This is a genomic window from Bacillus sp. PPSBB_2 (genome assembly GCF_045291115.1).
Lineage (GTDB): Bacteria > Bacillota > Bacilli > Bacillales > Bacillaceae_G > Bacillus_A > Bacillus_A cereus.
In genome coordinates this window covers 2,552,854-2,574,906 of record NZ_CP147983.1, presented here as the reverse complement: position 1 = coordinate 2,574,906, position 22,053 = coordinate 2,552,854, and the positions used below count along the sequence as shown (strand labels likewise).

Here is a 22,053-nt window from a genome sequence, read left to right as displayed (position 1 = left end):
AATATATAATGAAAATCGTGTTAATAATAAACCTAATACAGCTGATAAAGTAAGACGTAATACGGAAGATGACGGTATTTCAATAATCTCTCCTTCTTCTTGAAATTTCACAATCAATTTTTTGAAATGTGAAAAAAGTTCTGTTTCTATTAATTGCTGTATTTCATTTTTTAGTTCTGGTTGAAATGGTACTTCTTGAATTAATATTTTTATCATAGGAAAGTGTTTTTGAGCAAATTTAAATCTATTATGAATTACAACCCTTAAAAGTCCTTCATACGATTCATACTCTGATTTAAATATTTCTTTTGCAAAGGTTTGAACGAAAAATGGTGCAGCGAACTTAGTTAAAGTTGGCATTACGACCGCTAGTAATAAATCTTTTTTCGTCTTATAGTAGCGGAAGATGGTTCCTTCCGCTACACCAGCCCGTTTTGCAATTTCACTTGTTGAAGTTGAAGCGTATCCTTTTTCTCCAAACATATCAACAGCCGCCTCTAATATTCGCATTTGACGTTCATTTCGTTTATCCGTATTAGTTGCAGCTATTAATTCCTCCAGCCAATCCTTCTGCATTTATAAAGCTCCTTTTTGTCATTATTATATTTTGCGATGTTTCTTTAAAGCAAATACATTTCCTACTGCAAATAATAGTGAAAAAAGTAATAATACAGTAAGATCTAATGCAATCTCTGTAAACCCTTGATTCCGAATCATCACTTGTCTCATTGCGTCAGCGCCGTATGTGAGTGGAAATACTTTCCCTAACATTTGTAGCCACTTATTCATAGATTCCATTGGAAACAATCCAGAAAAGAAGATTTGTGGCACAATAACAAGCGGTATAAATTGAATCATTTGAAATTCATTATTTGCGTATGCCGATAAAAACGTACCTAATGTTAGTGCAGTTAAAGAGAGCATACATGTAATAAGTAACGTTAGCCATATGGAGCCAGCTACGTATAAATCTAAAATATAAACGGAAAAACTTACGATAATAATGGATTGTATAAAGGCAAAGATTCCAAAACCAATAATATACCCTGCGACTATTTCCCATCTTCTTACTGGGGTGGATAATAACCTTTCTAGCGTACCACTTAAACGTTCTCTTACGAAAGATACACCTGATAATATAAATACAAAGAAAAATGTAAAGAAACCAATTAATACAGGACCAAGCCCATCAAACATCGTAAAGTCTTTAGAGCCATGTAAATAATTTACTTCAGGTTTCATAATCGATACATCATTCTTCTCTGTGCTTTTTTGCAATACTTGAAGTACAGCACGATTTTTTGACGAATCACTACCTTCCAACAGAAGTTTCATTTTTCCATTCTCTATTCGAAGTATTGCATCTACCTTTTGTTTTTCTAACTCAGAAATCGCGTTTTCTTTACTGTATTCATAAATTGACGCTTCTTGATTTTTCATCACTTTTACTATTTGAGCGGGCATATCAACAACAGCAATTTGCGGTATATAGTCTTTTTGTGTAAACACTAGCGATAATAGCCAAAGTAATAACATTGGTGCCCCAAACATCATCGCTAACGAACGCTTATCTCGAAAAAATTGGCGAATAATACGAATGATTACACCAGTAACTCTCATGATGACACCACCTCTTCCAACAAAAAGACATCTTCAATCCGTCCAGATGACACGCGTTTTTTCAATTCTTCAGTTGTTCCAACCGCAACTAGTTTCCCTTCTCTAATTAATCCTAGACGCTCACAAAATTCAGCTTCATCCATAATGTGCGTCGTTACAATAATCGTTGTGCCTTTCTTTTTAAGATCATAAAATTTTTCCCAAATCGTTTTCCTAAGAAGCGGATCTATCCCCACTGTAGGCTCATCTAAAATTAATATTTCTGGTTCATGGAGGAGTGCTATTGCTAATGATAAGCGTTTTTTCATTCCACCTGAAAATTGTTGTACTTGCTTTTTCATATACTGTGACAATTGTACAAGTTCAAAAACCTCTGCAATTCTTGTCTTTTTACTTTTTCCCTTTAATCCATACATCGTTGCTATAAAATCTGCATTTTCATATGCTGACAATTCTTCATATAATGCATCCGCCTGGGCCATATAACCAATTCGTTTCATTTCATTTAAATTAGGCATATTAGTATTATTAACAAGCACTTCACCTTTCGTTGCCTCATTAATACCTGCAATCATTTTAATGAGCGTTGTTTTCCCCGATCCAGAAGGTCCAACAAAACCAAAAATCTCTGCTTTTTCAACTTGCAATGAAAGATTGTGTAACACTTCTTTTTTTCCAAAACTTTTTGATACAGTCCGTAAAATAATTGAAGGTTGTTGCACGTTTCATCCTCCTTTTCCAATAAAAATGAGTGAGTACTCACTTTTATTTTACTCTTGCTTAATTATATGTCAAACTTCGTTGATTAGTATGTATGTTCAATCACCGATATTAAACAATGAAACAGAGTCGACATTAGAATTTCATTTCCTAAAGTCGACTCTGTTTCATTTAAACTATAAATTTCACTTTACGTTTTTAAATTCATATACTTCCGAATTCTAGCAACGTCTAAAGAATATTCGATAACTAATTGCTGTAACGGTAAAATAACTGTGTCAGGATATAAATGTGCATATTGTAATGTTTCTGCATATTTTTCTAACCTTTTTTCTAAATACTTTATTATTTGATCAGGATGACTTACTAATAAACATTTACAATAATAATGGATTTGTTCCTCAATCGCCGTGTATTCTTCAATTTCATATTCTTTATGCATGTGTACACCCCTTTAAGTTTTTTATATGAATTACTTATCACAATTTTCACTCGACAAATTTTAAGTTTTTTGATTATTTACACTATAACAAACACTGAGGGTCAAATTTTGTTACTTTATGTAACGTAGAAAATTTTTAACAAAATTGTAATGTTTACTCCTGCAAAATACAGAAAGCCCCTTTACTCATTTTTGTATAAAAAAAATCGTACAGCTTAATTTAGCTGCACGACTACAATTTCTGGCCTATTCAAAATCCTTTGCGGAATGATACTATTTCCTAATCCTCTACTCACTACCATTGATGTATTTTGTTCTACATATAAACCTGCTGTATATTTAGGTAAAACACCTTGATTTGGCGCAACTAATCCTCCGATAAATGGCAATCTAACTTGCCCTCCATGAGCATGTCCCGATAAAACCAAATCCAACCTCTCATTCGTATATTCCTTTATAAATTCAGGCCTGTGGGATAATAATACATTATATCTATCTGACTGCATTTCAATTTTTGCTTTTTTAATTTCATCTATTATAATATTTCCTTCATCACGGTTTCCAGTACCAAACTCTGGATCATCAATACCTAGCAAGTTTATCTCTTGCTCACCCTTTCGAATGCCTACATGTTCATTCCTTAAAACATTGACACCATATTTCTTCAACTCTTTTTCTAAACTGTTATACTTTCCAGACCATTGTTCATGGTTTCCTGTCACAAAATATACAGGATACTTCTTTACCATTTCTCGTATTAATTGCATACTAACTTCTGCATCGTATGATTTACTGTCAATTAAATCACCCGTAATTGCAATAATATCTGGGTCTATACTTTTCATTTTTTGAATTAACACATCTTGATTATCACCAAATTTTTTATTGTGTAAGTCTGAAATTTGTAGAATTTTATACCCTTTAAAAGAGGATGGTATTTTACTAGAGGTTATTTTAATCTCAGTTATACTTATTAAATTATTCTGTAAATATAAAAAGATTGTAAAACCTACTAATATACAAATAATCATTACAATTCTATTAATCTTCTTTTTCATATTTTCTCCTTTACATTCTCATCAAACACTTCTATATGCTAACTGAATTATATTATACTTTCTTGAAATTTATTTAAATTAATAAAATAATACAGTACATGAAATTTCATATGAGATATGTCATATATATTCGTTATATTTTTACTTTTACCTTTTTAATAATAAGAATACAAAAACGACTCTTATCACACGAAAAGAGTCGTTTTCTAACTTTATACTTTTAATACTTTCATGTTAAAAATGCGAAAACTAAAATACTATTACCTAAGAGCCTTAACTATAACTTTAGTTGCCTCTGCAATGAGTTGATTATCATAAGTTGCCTCTTTCTCATCTTTACTAGATAAAATTGCGATGATAATTGGTGCTCTATTTGGAGGCCAAACGATAGCAATATCATTTCTTGTCCCGTAACTGCCAGCACCTGATTTATCTCCAACTACCCAGTCAGTTGGTACGCCTGCACGAATAAGTTTGTCTCCTGTAGCATTTCCTTTCATCCACTCTGTAAGAATTTTACGTTTTTCAACAGGAAGTGCATTTCCGACCGTAAAAGCTTTAAGATTCGTAGCAATAGCTTTCGCTGTACTAGTGTCACGAATGTCTCCTGGAATAGCTTCGTTTAATTCTGTTTCAAAGCGATCAGACATAGTAATCCGATCCCCCATATGCCTAAGCGCTTTTTCATATCCTTTAGGTCCTCCTATTTTATTAAATAAAATGTTCCCTGCAGTATTATCACTTGAACGAACAGCTGCCTCAGCAATTTCTCCTAGTTTCATTCCATTATCTACATGTTTCTCTGTAACAGGTGAATAATCCACTAAGTCTTCTTTCGTATAGGTGATTACTTCATTTAATGAATCAATTGAGTTTTGCTGTAGTAATACTCCTGCTGCTAAAGCCTTGTAGGTTGATGCAAAGGCAAATCTTTCGTTAGGTCGATAAGAGATTGTTTGATTTGTACCAGTATCAATCGCATATACACCTAATCGAGCATCAAATTTTTTCTCCAGTTGAGAGAACTCTTTATACGTTTCCTGATTTTTATGTTTCACTTGTCCAGTCTTTTCTTTCGCTTCAACTTGCAATGCCCCTCCTGTAAAAGCTTCTAGGCTTGTAATACTTAAACCTAATATACCAACGCATATTCCTATTTTTAGCATCCTCTTATTTTTCAAAATCATCATTCCTTCCAAATTTTTAGCACCTTTTTATACGTACACATAATAGACAATCACCGAACCAAATTTGTTCCACAAACTGAAAAAAATTTATAGCTAGTATGAGAATTATTAACAAAATAAGAGATAGTAGCTATGATCGCCACTATCTCTTATTTCATATTTCATTTTTTACTTATAAATGGCTTTATATAAACAGGTTCTCTTCCCTGAGAAAAGTATTCTAATTTTGCTTAGAACTACCTGTACTAGTAGATTCAGCATGTATACGTTGCTGTTTCAAATCAAAGTATACATCTAAAACTTCCTTTCCAATTATAGAATTAATTCCATTTTTATCATCATGAAGCCATGGAACTACTACGGAAAATGCTACTTCCGGATTATCATATGGAGCATATCCAACTAACGTTAAGTTGTAACATTCCATACGTTCTCCTTTTGCATTTCTGCCAATCGGGTCATCTCCACCATATACAGTTTGGGCTGTTCCTGTCTTCCCTGCTGGTTTATATGGCGCGTTTTTGAAATATTTCACGCCAGTTCCATCACCTTCTTGGAATACCCATCTAAACCCTTCTTTTATCCGATCAATATGTTCTTTCTTCATATCAATTCGATTTAATACGACAGGCTCTATGGAACGTATAACTTTGCCAACCTCTTCTTTTATTGATTGTTCTCGTATTTCTTGTACAATTTGAGGTTGCATTCTATAACCACCATTCGCAATCGTTGAAATATATTGCGCTAATTGCAACGGCGTATACGTATCATACTGACCGATAGAAAAATCTAGTAAAAACCCAGGTTGACTATCTACTTTTCTCGTTTGTCCAATTATTTCATTCGGTAAATCAATACCTGTTGGGACACCTAAACCAAATTGCTTGAAATAATAGCGCATCGTATCAAATGCTCCTTGTTTAATATCCAATGAGCCATTTGGTACGTAATTGACTCCCGCAATTTTTAATGCTGTCTGGAACATGTATACATTCGAAGATACTTGTAAAGCCCGTAAATCATTAATATTACCAAATCCGGATACATTCCACGATTTCTTAGCTTGTGTACCTTTAAATTTCATCGGCGCGTCATAAAATTGATCTCCTGGATGTATTGCCCCTGTCTCATATCCAGTTAATAAAGTAGCACCTTTTACAGCTGACCCTAGCTCATACGAAGTTGTCATGTTTCCTAATGCCAAATCCTCAACCTCTATTTTCCCTTCTTTTTCTACAATCTTTTTGCCTGCCATAGATAAAATTTGTCCGTTATTTGGATTTGTCATGACAACAAAAGCTCGATCGAGCAGTGGCTCTGAACTCTTAAAAGCTCTCAAGTTTTTCTCTATACTTTCTTCAACTTTCTTTTGTAATTCCATATCAATCGTTAATGTTAAACTATTACCACTTTTTCCTTTAGAGATTATTTCTGCGCTAACAATGTTTCCTGATTTATCAGTAATATTTTTCACTTCTTCTTTTGTGCCGTGTAATACATCTTCATATCGTTGTTCAATATAACTTTTTCCAACACGATCATTACGGTTATATCCACGTACTAAATAAGAATCTAAATTTTCTTTCGGTAATCCTTCTTCACTACTCGTAATATTTCCTAATACAGAACGAAATAAATTACCGTTTACATAATTACGTTCCCAATCAACAGTTGCATCTACTCCTGGAAAATTCGCAAGATTTTCGCTTATCCGCGCATACTCTTCATCTGTTACATCTTTTTTAATGATTTGTGGTGTTAGTTGATAACCTGAACTCATTTTACTTTTAATAGCTAACACCTTTAAATCTTCTGCTGTTAATTCTGCTAATTCTACCTCTGTAACACGACCCCTTCTTAAGTCTTCTATTTTTTTATCTAACTCTTTTCCCTCTATACCCTTTTCTTTAAACTTTTCTATATCTTTCTTAGTAATCTTTGTCTCCGCACGTTTCGAATTCAACTGCATCCAAAAATCTTTTTTATCGATATCTGTTAATTTATTTATATCTTGTTCGGGCATTTCAAGTACTTTCGCCAAGTCTTTTGCTGTTTTTAAAATATCTTCACTCGTAATTCCCTTCACCCTTGTATACGTAATTGTGCGAAGAGATTTATTATTAACAACTGTTTTCCCTTCTCGATCTAAAATTTGTCCACGTGGAACTGGAATACTAGTTATTGCATTTTGACTATTTTCCACTTGGTTCTTATAAGCCTCTCCCTCAACGATTTGTACTTTTCCTAGCTGCATAATAATAGCTGAGAATAGTAAAAATATGCAAAGGAACATTATATTTAATCGAATAGATATATATGTCTTCTGCTTCTTGCTTTTTTGTTCTTTCATAAATCCTCCATTTAATCCTTTCGGGAATTGCTATAAATACTAAAAGCATTCCTTCTATATTAGATCCGATAATCGGTTATAAATATCGCCTCAATTTTTTACTTAATCCTTGTAAGCATCCATTCCTTTTCGTTTAGCTACGGAATTAATAACTCTCCCTTCCTGTTTTCTCTCTATTTTTTTGCTGCTTGCATTAGAAGCGCTAAACTGTATAATGACTCTTATTAAACTTACATATAAACGTGCTAGTAATTTTTCATGCTAATTATTCCTTTCTTCATGCTGTAATACTTAATAGACAACCTAAACAATACAGTTGTTCCACATTTACAAAAAAAATAATTAAATATAAGATGAAGTAGGCTACATAAGGGAGGGTTATATGTTACATACAAAAAGATGGAGATTATTTGCGGTTCTTTCTATTGTAGGTTTGATTTTACTAATTTTATTAAAAATCAACTTCATTTCAATTACTATCGCAACTTCTTCAGCTGAAAGAGGAAAGATTTTTGATCAAAATGGTGCAATACTAGCTACAAATAAGAAAGTTAAGTCTCTATATTGCACTTCTAATGATGAAAAGCTATCGAAACAAGATACATCAAGCACATTAGCTTTTTTCAATCAATTTTCAAGCGAGTTTCAACATGATATTTCTACAGAGAACATAAAATCTCAATTACAACAATCTTGTAAAAAGCAGACTATGAATGGTATACCGTTATACTCTGATATAACTGAGAATGAACTTGCATTTATAAACAAAAACAAACCCAATAATGTAATAATTAAAGATGAATGGATTCGATATTATCCTAAACACGAAATTGGTTCACAGGTAATTGGGTATGTAGAAAATGCCCTGAATTCAAAGCATATGGCTGTTGGAAAAAGCGGGATTGAGCTGCAATATGAAAATGATTTAAAAGGAAAACCAGGTAAAACTCTTATTTTTAAATTGAAAAATAAAAAGTTCTTATGGAACATTCAAAAAGTACAAAAAGGAAAAGATGTACGGCTAGCTTTAGACTCTGAGTTGCAGCAAAAGGCAGAAGAAGCATTAAGATTGCAAATTAAGAAAACACCTGATGCTAAAGCTGGTTATGCTGTAGTGAGCGATGCAAAAACTGGCGCGATTTTAACTATGGTCAACTCGGCAGTTTTTGATCCAAATATATTAAATACACATGTATCTTCTCGAAAAGAAAATATTAAATCTCTTTCGCAAAATAAAGCGATTCAAAAATTAAAGTATGGTGAATCTTATGTAAATATGGCTTCTACTATAAAACCACTTACTATTTTAATTGGATTAAACGAAAAACTTTTTCAACCCGAAGATACTTATTTAGATAAAGGTACTTTTCAGTATGATAATCAAAATAACATTACGAATGCACCTGGAACACCAACAGGTGAGATTACACCGAGGCAGGCTATCATTAATTCATCTAACACATTTATGACAGCAAAAGTAGCTCTGCCCTTATTCAACCAGAATAATGGAAATATAGAAAAAGTGGCACATATATGGACAGATTATTTAATGCAATTCGGCCTACGTTCTAAAACCGGGATTGATTTGCCCTTTGAAGAAGACGGACAATATGAATTCCATCCATCTAATAAATTTGAAAATGGGATTTCTGCTTTATTAAATGCCTCTTGGGGAGGAAATGAAGTGCATACTCCTCTTCAACTCGCTCAATATGCAGCAACATTGGCAAGTAAAGGTGATAAATATAAACCTCAAATCGTAAGTGCGATTATTGGTCAAGATGGTAAGGAAACAAAAAAGTTTAAACCCATTTTAGAAAGTTCAAATCGTTACCCGATGAACTTTTGGAGTGTCGTGCAAGGTGGAATGAGTCAAAATATAGAGGAAATTAAAAAGTTGCCCTTTGACGTCGCAGGTAAAACAGGTATTACAGGTTTTCCAAATGAGCAAGAAAGAATGATAAATCATTCTCTTTTCATTGCATATGCTCCTACTGAAGATCCACAAATTGCTATTTCTGTCGTTATTCCTGGTAGTAATTCCGAAAAAAACATTGCCGCTCTCGTTACATCAGAAATTTTAGAGTACTGGAATACTCTTCAAAAAGAGAATAAAAACAAAGAGGAAGGTTCATTAAAGTGAACCTTCCTCTTTTACCATATAGAATCTATATTTATTATTTTCCATATACCTTCATTATTCTTTTCGAACATAAATGAATATTTAATATCAGTTAAAACGTACTCTTTCTGTACATATCCAGTATTACCGTTAATTGTCGATATTTTTATATATCCATCATTCTGCACTTTTTCTGGAATCCAAGCTTTTACCATTTCATTAGATACTTCATATAAAACTTGTGATTCTCGCTTTGGTTCTGCTAAAATTTTTGTTTTATTTCCAGTAACAGTTGCATATATAAAATGTGCTTGCTTTCGTTGGTTACTTTCCGTCAATCCACTTGGTACTTTATATATTTGCTTTGTATCATTTGCAAACTCTCCCCCCATTGTAAGGGCGACTTGCAACTCATGAAAAATATCTTCATCAAACTTCAGTTCAGCCTTCTTATAACTCTTCCCTTTAAATAGAACTTCATCATTTAACGCTTTGTACAGGTTATTTTCATTTTTTGAGTTCGTACTTTGATATAGTTCATTCATAAATTGTTTTAATGATGGATCTTGAGCAGACTCATCTTTTGTTTTAGGCTTAATTTGTGTACTACTTTGTACTGGTGATTTATTATCATCAAGCCAAGGTTGTTGAACAATGAAAAATAACATTGTACAAACTAAAACAACTACAATAGGTAATGCTTTTTTACGAAATGGTCTTTTATGTTTTACAAAATCCACTTCATTATTTTCGTATATAGACTGCTTTATTTTAGAAATAAATTCTTCTTCATCTTTACGATTCTCCATTGGGCCTTTTTTTATTTTTCTATACCAGTCAGGATTTTGTTTATTGTTCATCACTACTACCCTCCCCTATTAATTTTGAAACCTTACTTCTCGCTCTACTTAATCTCGATTTTACAGTTCCAATGGATACTCCTAACGTTTCAGCCATTTCTTCATAAGATAATTCATATTTTGCATCCAATATGATTATTTCACGGTGCTTTTTAGGTAGCTTTAATACAACTTTCCACACATCATTCATTTCTTCTTGCTTAAAAAATTCTTGTTCTGCCGACTGGGATTGCTTATCGTCACTAAAAAAACCTATTAAAGATATTCTTTTAAAATAAGATGATTTCAAATAGTTTATTGCCGTATTTCTTGTGATTTTTAATATCCACGTTTTAATAGATGACTCCTTTCGAAATGAATTCCAATTTTTAAATACCTTTATAAATACATCTTGCGTAATATCATCTGATAAGTGTGGATCTTTCGTAATAATAAATGAATAATTCCATACATCTTGCCAATAGTCTTTTATAACATCGTCCAGCTCATCATGATTATACTTTTCAATAAACGTCTGTTCCATTTCCACACCTCAAACTTATTTGAATAAACATAAAACTGCCCTCACTTTTATTATGGTTTCAATATATAGACAAGATACAAGTTTCATTTGTTCCATTGTTTATCTTTTTCAGGCAGAATAATACTACTAAAAAACAAGTAAAGCATAAAATGATAAAAATCCACTTACAGTAATCTATTTTTTAAATTTAACGTAACACTCCACTTGTCCATTTCAATTTGCTATTCCCTTCTATTTACCATTAACAATGTCAACTTTTCTAGAATGACAGCAAAAAAGCATTCTCGATTAGAAAGAATGCTTTTTTGAAATTTAATTGTTCTATATTTCCCCCAATTTATATCTTTGAGTTAAGCAAACATGTAATAAATGTAGTCAAAAAATTTACCTTATAATTCAGTATTATTTCTGAAATACATGTTTTATTTTTTCACCTGGAACGTTACTTCCTCCTCTTCCTTTTACATCTTCAATCATCATGGTAACAATCATGTCTGGCGCATTTGCATCGAAAGCTGCGAACCATCCCAGTTCTTTTCCGTCTGCTTCTTTCGACTCTTTCAGTTCTGCTGTACCAGTTTTACCAGCAAGCGTCATACCATCAACCTTTGCAATTCTCCCTGCGCCATCAGGGTCATTAATGACTTTGATTAATGCACTCTTTAATATGTCTTGATTCTTTTTAGAAACCACATTTTCTTTCCAATTCCCTGCTACTTTTGCTTCTTTTAAGAGATGTGGCGACGGAATATTCCCTTCATTTACAATCGGTGCATATGTTAATGCTAAATGAAGTGGTGTCATTAATACTTGTCCTTGCCCATAGCCCGTGTCTGCTAGTTGAATATCGTTTTTTATCCCATCTTTTGCAATGATTGAAATAGGAAGTTCGTATTCGATTGGTAATTTTTCATGAAATCCGTACTTTTTAAATTCATTTACATACTGATCTTTTCCCATTTTTAAAGCTTGTTGAGCAAAATAAATATTATCAGAGTACTTCATTGCCTTATCAAAATCAATTGGACTTGCATCCTTCACACGCGTTACATAGTAATTTCCCCAAGTTGAATCTTTTGTCCACTTCAATCCTTGAATTTTAAATTCTTCCTTCGGATTTATTGTGTTTGTTTCCAAACCAATTGCACCTGTGATCGTTTTAAATACGGAACCTGGTACAATTGCTTGTGTAAAGCGATTCGTCATTGGTAGTTTCGAGTCGTTACTCCATGCTTCTCGTTGGGCTTTCGATGCTCCTCTAACTATTATATTTGGATTATAAGCAGGGCTACTTACAAGTGCGATTGTTTCACCTGTTTTAGGATTAATCGCTGCACTAGACCCTGCTTCAGTTTTCATCTCATTAAAGATTTTTTCTTGAATTGCAGCATCAATTGTTAACGTAACATTTTCTCCTTCTTTTGCTTCTTTTTTTGCTACGTTTTTAATCTCTTTCCCATTCTCATCTTCTATAAATACGCGTCCACCCTTTTCACCACGCAATTTATTTTCTAACACTTTCTCTAAACCGGTCTTACCTACTAAATCATCTGCTTGATAACCTTGTTTTTGAAGTGATTTTAACTCCTCCGCATTCACCTTTCCTATATATCCAGTTAAGTGTGCCGCTGCTTCACCTAATGGATACGTACGAATATTTACTGGGCGAGATGAAACTCCTTCTAATTCAATATAATCATTCTGTCTGGTTCCCTCTTTTAAAATACCAATTGGTACAAAGGAGTCTCGTTTTATCCATTTTGCTGTGAGTTTTTGTTCGACCTCTTCTGTAGACATATCAAGTAATTGTGCTACTATTTCTTTCGTTTGCGCTGCTGTTTCGCCTAGTTTCTCTGGAATAATTCCAACCTCAGTTGCTTTACCATTCGTTGCAAGCCCTTTTCCATTTCGATCATATATTTCTCCGCGTTTTCCTTGCTCTATTTGCATACGTACTTTGTAATCTTTTTTCATACCTGGGAAGATGAAGTCTGGTGTCCAATCTATTTTCCAAGACTCTTTATCTTTCACAAGTTTTGCTTCATGGATGAATGAAACTGGTCCTACATCCGTATCCATCTTAACTTCAAAAAGAAAAACCTCTTTATCTTTCGTATTCTCTCCTTTCATTTTAACTTTTAAATTATTAGCTCCAATCCCCTCATAGATTTTTTGATATTTTTCTGTGAATTCTTTTTTAGAAATCGATTTTTTGGCATGATCTGATAAACGATCATACATATTTGCAAACTTTTTATCATTCCATAAATTAATATATTCTTCAAATGCTTGTTTTGGCGGTTCGTTTTTATTACATCCTACCAACATAACTGCGAAACAAATGAAAAACAGCATCCATAATTTTTTCAATTCAATCTTCTCCCTTAATTAAAAATCATTATTCCTTTCTTAATTTATTAAATAAAAAATGTTTCAACGCTTAATAGACATTGTAAGTAATGACATTGTTCCATATTTACAAAAAAATTAATATCTATGTTCATTTTAATACAAAAAAGCAGGCATAAATATATGCCTGCCTTCCGTTCCCAAAATCAATTACACCTAAAACAACGTGTGGTTAACCAAATCCAGATACTCTTCTACACCCTATTTTTTACTTTTCTAAAATAATTCCTGCTATTTCATTAGCATATTTTTTAGAGTCAAATCCATCATAGTTACTTAGTACTACAACAGTCAAATATTCTTTTGGAAACCGCATGAAGTATGAACGATAACCTGCCCAGCTACCTGAATGTTCCAAGTATCGACAGTTAAAACCTTCTGCAAGCCTTAGCCCAAAAGCATAATCTTCATTGTCAATAATTGTTTCCCCAGTTGGAGAAATTTCCGGACCTATTTCGCTCATTCTTTTAACAAGTTCTTTTCGGCCAACGGTACCTGTAGTTAAATTTTCTCCCCACTTTACCAGGTCTTCGACTGTTGCATGAACTGCCCCATCACCTGTATGTTCCCAAGGGCTTTCATAGACCATATATGCTCCTTGTTCATTCTTTGAATACCCCCTAGCAATTGATATAGTAGTTGGGTAGCAATCTACAATTGTTGTGTCTTTCATATTTAAAGAATCAAAAATACGTTCTTTTGCAAACTGACGTAAAGACTTCCCGCTTACCTTCTCTACCACCAATGACAATAAAAAATATCCTGTATTGCTATACTCAAATTTTGTGCCAACAGGGAACCTTGCAATTTGATGACCATTAAGGTGTTTTAGCGATTGTTCCACAGTTAATATATCAGTAAATTTAATATTTTCTGCTTGAGCCAATTCCATATAATCAACTAGTCCGCCAGTATGATGAATTAGATGCCTCAATGTTACTGGTTCAGCATATGTTCCTATAGAAGGGACAAACTTTACAATTGAATCATCTAAACTCAATCTTCCCTCTTGTTCTAAGAGTAATATAGAAAACGCTGTAAATTGTTTAGAAACTGAAGCGATATTAAAAACGCTCTTTGTGGTTATCGGTAGATTTTCCTCTATAGAAGCTAAGCCAACTGCACCTTTATACGTTACTCCGCTATCAAAACTGGCCATATATGCAAAGCCAGGAACTTTTGGTGAAAACTTTTTTAATAATTGTTTAATCAATGTATGCGTCTTTTCATTATATGTATTATTCACCTTAATCACATCCCCTTCTCTTTGAATGGTTAGGAATACAATAAAAAATACTATATATATAAAATGTCAAATTCTCCTTTCAAAATTTAAACTTTTTAATGCATTATGCCAAGTACTAAAGGAAAGCAAAAATTATTAAAGAAATTAATAGTCTACCTTAGGATTGCTCTTAACAGGTTAAAAGCTTTTACAAACAAATTTTAGCAAATAATGTCTTCCCCCCTCTTTTTTTATGACAGTTTTTTGATTGGAATGAAAGCCAATAGAATTAATTATTGAAATATACAAAAATCTTAATATAAACAATATTTTACAGCACTTCTTCTATAACGTAAATATTCATTTTACTTTATTTTCCACATAACAAAATATTCTACTTGAGAAATTATTGTTCCGTGGAAATTTTTTCTTTTTCACCAAATGGAAGAAGAATCCTGACTGTTAGCGCTTTTCGTATTACTCAAACCTGATAACAAGCATGCGTTCTCCGTCAAGTGTACTTCAGCAAAAGTACTAAATCCTGGAGTGTCACCTGTATGCCTCCCAATCGGAACACAGGTTGGAAGCTTAGTTTCATCCTTATAAATAAAAAAATAGGGGGAGCCTATCGTGACAGACTCCTCCTAAAATACAACTCTCGTATACATATCGGAAATGAATTTATTTTACTAATAGTGAATATTCACCATTTTTATCATCAAATTTATACACATTCAGATAATATTTCCCTGGTTTCGCTACGAATTTTCCCTTTATAGTATTTCCTTCATCTTCACCACAAGCTACGTAATTTTGCATGTCTGATTCATGATAAAGTACCCATGTCATCCCAATATTTTGTTCATTTACCACAGAAATCTCTACTTCTTTTGGATCTGTAACATTAAACGTATAAACATCTGTTTGATCAGGAGTAATCAGATTTCCTTTTACAAGCGTATTAAACGGGAGTACCTTCTCCTCTTCATAAGATTCACCTGTTTGCGGATCTTGTTTTACAGTAACTTTTGTTTGTTCTTTGCTTTCTTTTCCTCTACTATCTTTTACTGTTAGTTCCACAGTGTATGTTCCTTTTTCTCCATATACATGGGTAGGATTTGCTTCTGTACTTGTAGTACCATCTCCAAAGTTCCATAGATAAGAAATAACTTTTCCATTTTCACTTTTTGTACCATCGCTATGAAATTGAATCTCTTCATTTACTATCCCGCTGTATGGTCCATTCATATTTACTATAGTAGTCGTTTTTTCCTTTTCCTCTGTTGCAACACCATGAAAAACAATATCATATTCAAACTGGTTAGCTGCATTCACACGATAGTTTACGAAATAGGCTGTAACTGTTTTATAACCACTCCAACCTTTTTGGGATAACTGCTCTAAAGTTTGGTTTACTTGTTTACTCATCGCTTTCCAATCTTCAGACTCACCTTTTGATGTACCACCTGTGTACTTGCCTTCCACGGTAAATGTATTAAAGAATTGCGACTCATATTTTGTAATTTTGGCACCTTTTATATTTGCTACATCCACAATTTCGTTTTTCACTTCAGCTAGCGGCTTTGGTGCGTGTTGAATTAAATAATCATTTGTTACTTGCGGTACATTATATTTATCTTGATTATCAATCAACTGCTGCATATACGCTTGATATTCTGCATTCAATTGTGTATTGTTGCTCAATGATTCACGATATGAGTCATAATTTTTCACATCGTTTGTACGGATTAAATCTTGAAGCTTATCAAATGTTTCAAATTGATGATTATACAAATATGACTGTAGTGCAAAGGAATACTTATAAAAGTCCCATGATCCATATTTTGAGAACAAAGTCTGCTTTGCTGTATAACGGCTTGCTGGATTAGATGATAAGCCACTTATCATACTTTTACGCGGAACAACATTATTTGTACGTGTAGATCCTGCAAAAAATTCTGCATTCCCTTCTTGAAACCAAGTTAATCGTTCATTTTGATACATTTCTCCGCTTCCAAATAAACCAGGAACCTCATATCTTCCTTGTAAATAGTGAGTGAATTCATGACGGAACAACTCTTCTAAACTATAAATACTCTGCTTTGGCGTACGCTCATATGTAAAGAAAGTCCCCTTCTCTTCAATATAAATTCCACCGTTGTTTGTTTCATATCCATATAATTGTCTATTTAATTGATATTCATCTGGATTATTATAAATTACTATTGTTAGTACATCATCAGCATTACCTGGTTCTAGTGCTTTATCATTTCCAATTACACGGTGATATTGTGCTTTTACTTCCTTGGCTGCCCAATATAATCTCTTAATTTTTTCTTCTGTTACTTTATCTCCCGTCTTAAAGACAATAGATCCGTCATCAAATGTATATGTTTTAGGTAAGTATTGTTGTTTCCCTTCTTCACGTATTTTCTGTAAATCTACTGCATTTCCACTATAATCTTTTCCACCATAGTTTGTTTTCATTTGTTCTACTGCTACAAAATAAGCTCCACTTAAACGAGGATACAAGTTCATCGCTTGTGTAATAACTTCCAATCCTTTGTTTGGATTACTATGAAATTTCCCTAAACGTCCTGCATAATAAATGCCATTATTAATTAACCAACTATTTTCATTTGTTATATTCCCCACGAGAGCAATTCTACTAACCTCATTTATAAAGTTATCAATCTTTCCATACCACATTGTTTCATTAGGTTTCTTATTCGTATCCTGTAAATAAGACTGTATATCATAATCAATTCCTTTTACAATTTCATATACAGCTTGTCCTTTTGCATAATTACTTACATACGTAGAAAGGTTATCATTATAGTGTTTTAAAATATTTACCGCATACTGCACTGTTTCAGTATCACTAGAAGCATTACTAATTAATTTTCCATACGCAGCTATTACCCTATCTTGCTCGGCTGTACCTAATGCAAAGTTGGGATTTCTTGCAATTGCTTTTAATGCTGGTAAACATTTGTCATGGAAGCTTCTCTCTTTTAAGTAACTTAATTCATTATTATAATATCCCACATAAAAAGCAGAACGTAGTACTTCAACAAATGTTTCAATGCCCTTTGAGTCCTCTTTAGTAAACGATTTTCCTCGTTGTCCTAATTCATTAATGATAACGTTCATGCGTTCTTTATTCTGATAAAATGCTTTCGTATCTTGATTAAATTGAAATAAATCAGTAATTTGATTCCAAGAAATTTTTGAGAGTGTGTCAATGAGTTCGTTATCAGGCATTTTATTCAGTTCTGCCAGAGAGTAGCTTTGCTTTAATTGAATTTCATCACGTTTCATAACCAGAGTAGGACGTTGTGAAAAATCGCCTACTTTTAAACGCTCTTCAAAAGTCAATGTTTCGTCAGTTTTTGTAGCATGTACGATTTCATCTTTTGAAGTTTCTGTCCCAATTGGTTTTATCTGTAAGATATTATAGGGTACTTTTTCTTCTGCTGATACCTGTGTTTGAATACTTCCAAATGATAATGCCACCGTACTAATCCCAATCATCATTTGAGTAAATTTTAAATTCTTATTCATAATGTTTCCTCCAATTATATATTCCATCAAAGAATATAACATTTTACATACAGTAATTATTTAAATATGTAATATTTCATATTACATTACATGTATTTATAGATAATATAATTCAAGGAGTAACATTATTAAATTACTTTCTTCTTCCCATCCTTTCATATGAATTATTTAATTTTTTTATTTTTTATTTACATATTCGTTATACGAATCCAATATCTCTAGTAAGGTCTCGTTAGATATTTGGAGATAATAGTTATAATTCATCAAATAAAATATACCTAATCGCATATCTATATAGTGAGATACTACCTCATGTTTGTATACAAACAATTCACGATTTGCATACTGTATTAAGAGCCCTCCTATGACATAGAAATCTTAGTCACTTACTCTAAAAAATTAAAAAATCCACACCCACCAATACCTCTGTAGATGTGGATTTTTAACTTTATTTAGAAATGTAAAATGTTTAAAAATTCTATCTATGTAATTTATAAACTTACAAATTATAACGTAACTAATCCTATTCAACACATACATATGGCACTAGCAGTTTTTAATTTTTTATCATCTAAAAAAAGAATTATGTACTTTTATACCGATACATTCTAAATAATGGCACTTACAATTATTTAAGGATGTGAAATACCAGTGGGTATAACTCCAAATACTTTTTAGTAATTTCATGAATCGGGAAATTGAATCAGTTGTCGATTCATTTTTAAATAAGGGATATTTTATAATGTAGGATTATGTATTAATGAAGAAATAATTCTGTTTACAAGATCATCTGTTATCCACTCTGTTTGCATATCGTCGGAGTCACTTTGATTCATCGAATCAATAAACTTTTTAAATTTCGGAAATAAGACTATGGAGGTAATCCAATAAATAGCATGGCTTGTCGAAAAGAAATGAAAAACTCCTTGTTCTTTCCCTTCCAATAAGATTTCTTTTAATTGTCCAAAATTCCCAATAATATATGGTTTTATTTTTTCTAATTGTGAACTTTCTTTGATAATTGCCTCATATGCAAGCGTTCCAATTTCAGGATGTTGTTTTATATGTGCAATAAAGAAAGTTAAATATTGTCTTAGAGCAGTTTTAGGATTATGCTGCGTTTCTTCAAGAAAATTTGGTAGTTTTTTTGCAAAACCATATTTTTTAAATACCTCTAAGTAAAGGTTCTCTTTTCCGTTAAAATAATACGAAGCCATAGCAACATTCACCTTTGCTTCTTTTGCAATTTCTTGGATACTTGTACCATCATATCCACCCTCTCCAAATTTTTTCTTAGCCGCTTCTAAAATATTTTCAATTGTTTGTTCGCGAGATTTTCCCATTCTCTACACCTCATATTAAAATTAATGAATTTCAAAAAAATATTATGTGCTTTATATCACAACTTTTCCATAAGATTTAATTATATATTTCGAATAATAATTTAACAAATAATTGAATATTAAGCACTCCTTATAAAACCCTTTTCTCCCCACTAATAAAAAAAGGCTGGAGACTATCTATTTCAATAGTTAATCTCTAGCCTTTTACTGGAATAATTAAAAGTTCAAGGATATTGGATTTTTTAATCTCAATTATTTATTTTACCACTTGTACAGATGCTGGTTTCCACCCCTGATTCTCTACCCAATCAATATTAACCTTATATTTTTTATTATTTTGTTTATCTCGTACATTACCGTAGGCTTTATTATTACCATTATTTCCAATAAAATCGAAAATCAATTGGCTCTCTGGAACATCAACAGCATAAGAGATTGCTTTTTTCATCTCACTCCAATCTACTGTTCCTTCTTTAAATTTCATTTCAGGTTTTGCTCCTTGCTCTGTACCAATTGGCTTCCATGAAGGATTAGTTTGAAGATCCTTTTCTTGAGATACCGTTTTTTCTTCCTCTTTATTTNTTCCCTTATTTTAATACACTATTGGAATTTCAAGTGATATTCTATTTTTAAATTTTTTAGGTACCGCTAAGTACTTGATTAAATTATGAGATGTTTATAATTACACAGAATTCAAAACATATCCCTTATGTTTTAGATATTATAAGTATTTATTAATAATATTGAGATGCTATTGCAAAATTGTAAGGGGTTATTTCACTCTCTTCGGCAAAGCTGATCCTGAATGTTCAATTACCGGATGAACATGAACATTAATTTTGGCATTACTAAAATAATTCTCACCTTGATCCCAATTCTTACTTATTTTCTTCCATTCTTTATAATTATTCCGCTTATATACTTCTCCTAACGCTAATACATCCACCTTATATTTTTTTTGAACAAGCTTTATTGATTTTTGAATCCTTTGCTCCATCTCTTTTGAAATATCCTTCGTTAAGCGTTTTTCATTCATGAATTTTTTATGATCATTAAAATGCACCTCTGCCAAAGTACCTTCGAGAAATAGATGAATATTAAACTTCGGTTTTGTAGTATTTTCAGTAAATACCTTTATTTTTCGGTGTAGCTTATGAATTTCATATGTAATAAGCTGATTCTTTTTACGTATAGTAAAATAACCTCCTAATTTTTCACCAATTACAAAATTCATTCCTACTGTCTGTTCTCCGTTTAACATTCCAACACACTTGTTATCCTTCCCACGAAACAACGCAGCCCCATTCATTTCTATTCCTTGTTTTGTTGGCCTTAAAACAGGTAGGACAAAACTTCGTTTTGAAATTATCTTTTCCTGCACGTCACCAATTCTTGCTGCCTCAACCATTTGAGCATTTTTCGGAGGATGTTCGGCTAGCATATCAATATACTGTGCCGGTAAATTTTCTGGTTTTGCATTTTGTCTCAAGACAGCTTCTGCATTTTTCTCAGAAACAAATAGACGGATATTTCGTCTCATTTCATGATCGCGAATATATACATCTAGTGTATTTTGTAAACTATTCGGATTCAAGAGTAATTCTTCAGAAAAAATAATCACTTGTATATGCGGAAAAAATAATGTACGACTAATTTTTTTAGCTATAATTCGGATTTGTTCAAATACACTATCTGCTTTTGCACTCACATTAATATAATTATTCCCTGTCCCTTTTCCACCTTGCTGCGTTAACTTACTAGGAAGTACCATCTGATACGTCCCTTTCATAATTGAATTTGATTTCTTTTCCTTAACAATATCGTAAGCCGCACCTACTACAAATCCTCTTTCTTCTATCTCTGCTAACTCAGAGCAACCGCTGATAGTTCCAGCTATAAGCCCAATTGTTATAATTTTAAGAAGAAATTTCATTTTCACCATTCCTTTATTTTATCTTATACACAATGAAAACTAGTAAAGGCGTTAACACAACAAAGCTCATATTAATGTAATCAAAATAATCCCACCGTCTGAAAAAAACTTGTATTGCATTATCTCGAGACATAGATAACGCACCTATATCAATATTAGTTTTAGATACCTCAAAACCAAGTCCCCAATATCTAAGTTTTTCATCTTTATGCTCAAATGATTTCAATTACTTTTGCTTCTCTAGATTTATTATAAAATCTTTCATTCACAATTAATCTGATTCATCTGTCAATATCGTTTTTGATAGACGAATAAATTCTTCTTTTCAATCTTAAAAAATGCAGGAATAATAGGAGTTGTATAAGGAATACCAACACTTTTAAATTTATTATTTGAGTCGTAAGTGTAATAAGGTCTAAACTGATTCCATACAATCTAAAACTAATCGAAATAACTAAAACAATAATACTAAGAGCGAATCTACAATCCCTATATTCACCGCCACTTCTCTAATTACAAGTCCAACCGTTTGTCCCATCGATTTCAGAGTTCTAATTCCACTCACTTAACTTTCCTTTCAATAGGTTGTAGTTAGGTTCTGTTAGTAGAATGAAATATATACTAGAAAAAAGCTATCCCTCTTTACGGATAGCTCTAACAGATGAATTATTTAACTCGATTGGCCAGTCGAACA

The 22,053-nt window shown here is 32.3% G+C and carries 14 protein-coding genes and 2 pseudogenes; 1 reads left to right on the top strand and 15 read right to left on the bottom strand.

The features are described 5' to 3' along the window. Positions 1 to 6: 6 nt before the first annotated feature. The 7 genes and pseudogenes from V6946_RS12840 to V6946_RS12810 all read right to left on the bottom strand — a co-directional run. Positions 7 to 576: pseudogene (locus tag V6946_RS12840) on the bottom strand (TetR/AcrR family transcriptional regulator); the annotation flags it as partial. A gap of 24 nt (positions 577 to 600) precedes the next feature. Beyond that, positions 601 to 1,620: an ABC transporter permease gene (locus V6946_RS12835; protein WP_006928521.1), complete on the bottom strand. Its 1,020-nt coding sequence runs from the start codon at positions 1,618 to 1,620 to the stop codon at positions 601 to 603. Then, complete coding sequence (locus V6946_RS12830) at positions 1,617 to 2,342, bottom strand: ABC transporter ATP-binding protein (RefSeq protein ID WP_001187075.1); 726 nt, start codon at positions 2,340 to 2,342, stop codon at positions 1,617 to 1,619. Before V6946_RS12830 ends, V6946_RS12835 begins: the two co-directional genes overlap by 4 nt. 188 nt (positions 2,343 to 2,530) lie before the next feature. Then, a complete protein-coding gene (locus V6946_RS12825; RefSeq protein ID WP_000548621.1) occupies positions 2,531 to 2,782 on the bottom strand; it encodes a hypothetical protein in 252 nt (83 codons plus the stop codon). 215 nt (positions 2,783 to 2,997) lie between these two features. Continuing rightward, positions 2,998 to 3,840: a metallophosphoesterase gene (locus V6946_RS12820; protein ID WP_069604103.1), complete on the bottom strand. Its 843-nt coding sequence runs from the start codon at positions 3,838 to 3,840 to the stop codon at positions 2,998 to 3,000. A gap of 260 nt (positions 3,841 to 4,100) precedes the next feature. After that, positions 4,101 to 5,027 (bottom strand): class A beta-lactamase Bla1, encoded by a 927-nt coding sequence (gene bla / locus V6946_RS12815; RefSeq protein WP_033692231.1) that lies wholly within the window; start codon positions 5,025 to 5,027, stop codon positions 4,101 to 4,103. A gap of 220 nt (positions 5,028 to 5,247) precedes the next feature. Continuing rightward, entirely contained in the window at positions 5,248 to 7,380 is a 2,133-nt protein-coding gene (locus V6946_RS12810) for a penicillin-binding protein 2 (RefSeq protein WP_006920814.1), read from the bottom strand. Positions 7,381 to 7,762: 382 nt separating this feature from the next. Between V6946_RS12810 and V6946_RS12805 the strand changes: the two genes are divergently transcribed. Next, positions 7,763 to 9,523: a penicillin-binding protein 2 gene (locus V6946_RS12805; RefSeq protein ID WP_006920816.1), complete on the top strand. Its 1,761-nt coding sequence runs from the start codon at positions 7,763 to 7,765 to the stop codon at positions 9,521 to 9,523. An 11-nt stretch (positions 9,524 to 9,534) separates the two neighbouring features. Here V6946_RS12805 and V6946_RS12800 read toward each other — a convergent pair whose 3' ends face one another. The 8 genes and pseudogenes from V6946_RS12800 to V6946_RS12765 form a co-directional block, all read right to left on the bottom strand. Then, a complete protein-coding gene (locus tag V6946_RS12800; RefSeq protein ID WP_006920817.1) occupies positions 9,535 to 10,362 on the bottom strand; it encodes an SH3 domain-containing protein in 828 nt (275 codons plus the stop codon). Beyond that, on the bottom strand, positions 10,352 to 10,885 hold the full coding sequence (locus V6946_RS12795) for an RNA polymerase sigma factor (RefSeq protein ID WP_000438340.1): 534 nt from the start codon (positions 10,883 to 10,885) through the stop codon (positions 10,352 to 10,354). Before V6946_RS12795 ends, V6946_RS12800 begins: the two co-directional genes overlap by 11 nt. Before the next feature lie 402 nt (positions 10,886 to 11,287). Further along, positions 11,288 to 13,255, bottom strand: coding sequence for a penicillin-binding transpeptidase domain-containing protein (locus V6946_RS12790; protein ID WP_366981581.1), 1,968 nt, complete (start codon positions 13,253 to 13,255; stop codon positions 11,288 to 11,290). 247 nt (positions 13,256 to 13,502) lie between these two features. Further along, positions 13,503 to 14,540: a serine hydrolase gene (locus V6946_RS12785; protein ID WP_086412086.1), complete on the bottom strand. Its 1,038-nt coding sequence runs from the start codon at positions 14,538 to 14,540 to the stop codon at positions 13,503 to 13,505. 660 nt (positions 14,541 to 15,200) lie between these two features. Then, a complete protein-coding gene (gene colA / locus V6946_RS12780; protein WP_006921928.1) occupies positions 15,201 to 18,083 on the bottom strand; it encodes a collagenase ColA in 2,883 nt (960 codons plus the stop codon). A 737-nt stretch (positions 18,084 to 18,820) separates the two neighbouring features. Next, a complete protein-coding gene (locus V6946_RS12775) occupies positions 18,821 to 19,426 on the bottom strand; it encodes a TetR/AcrR family transcriptional regulator (protein ID WP_006921926.1) in 606 nt (201 codons plus the stop codon). Between the two features lie 256 nt (positions 19,427 to 19,682). Continuing rightward, positions 19,683 to 20,018, bottom strand: a pseudogene (locus V6946_RS12770) (YrrS family protein); the annotation flags it as partial. 180 nt (positions 20,019 to 20,198) lie between these two features. Next, on the bottom strand, positions 20,199 to 21,359 hold the full coding sequence (locus V6946_RS12765) for a Ger(x)C family spore germination protein (RefSeq protein ID WP_366982217.1): 1,161 nt from the start codon (positions 21,357 to 21,359) through the stop codon (positions 20,199 to 20,201). Positions 21,360 to 22,053: the final 694 nt, after the last annotated feature.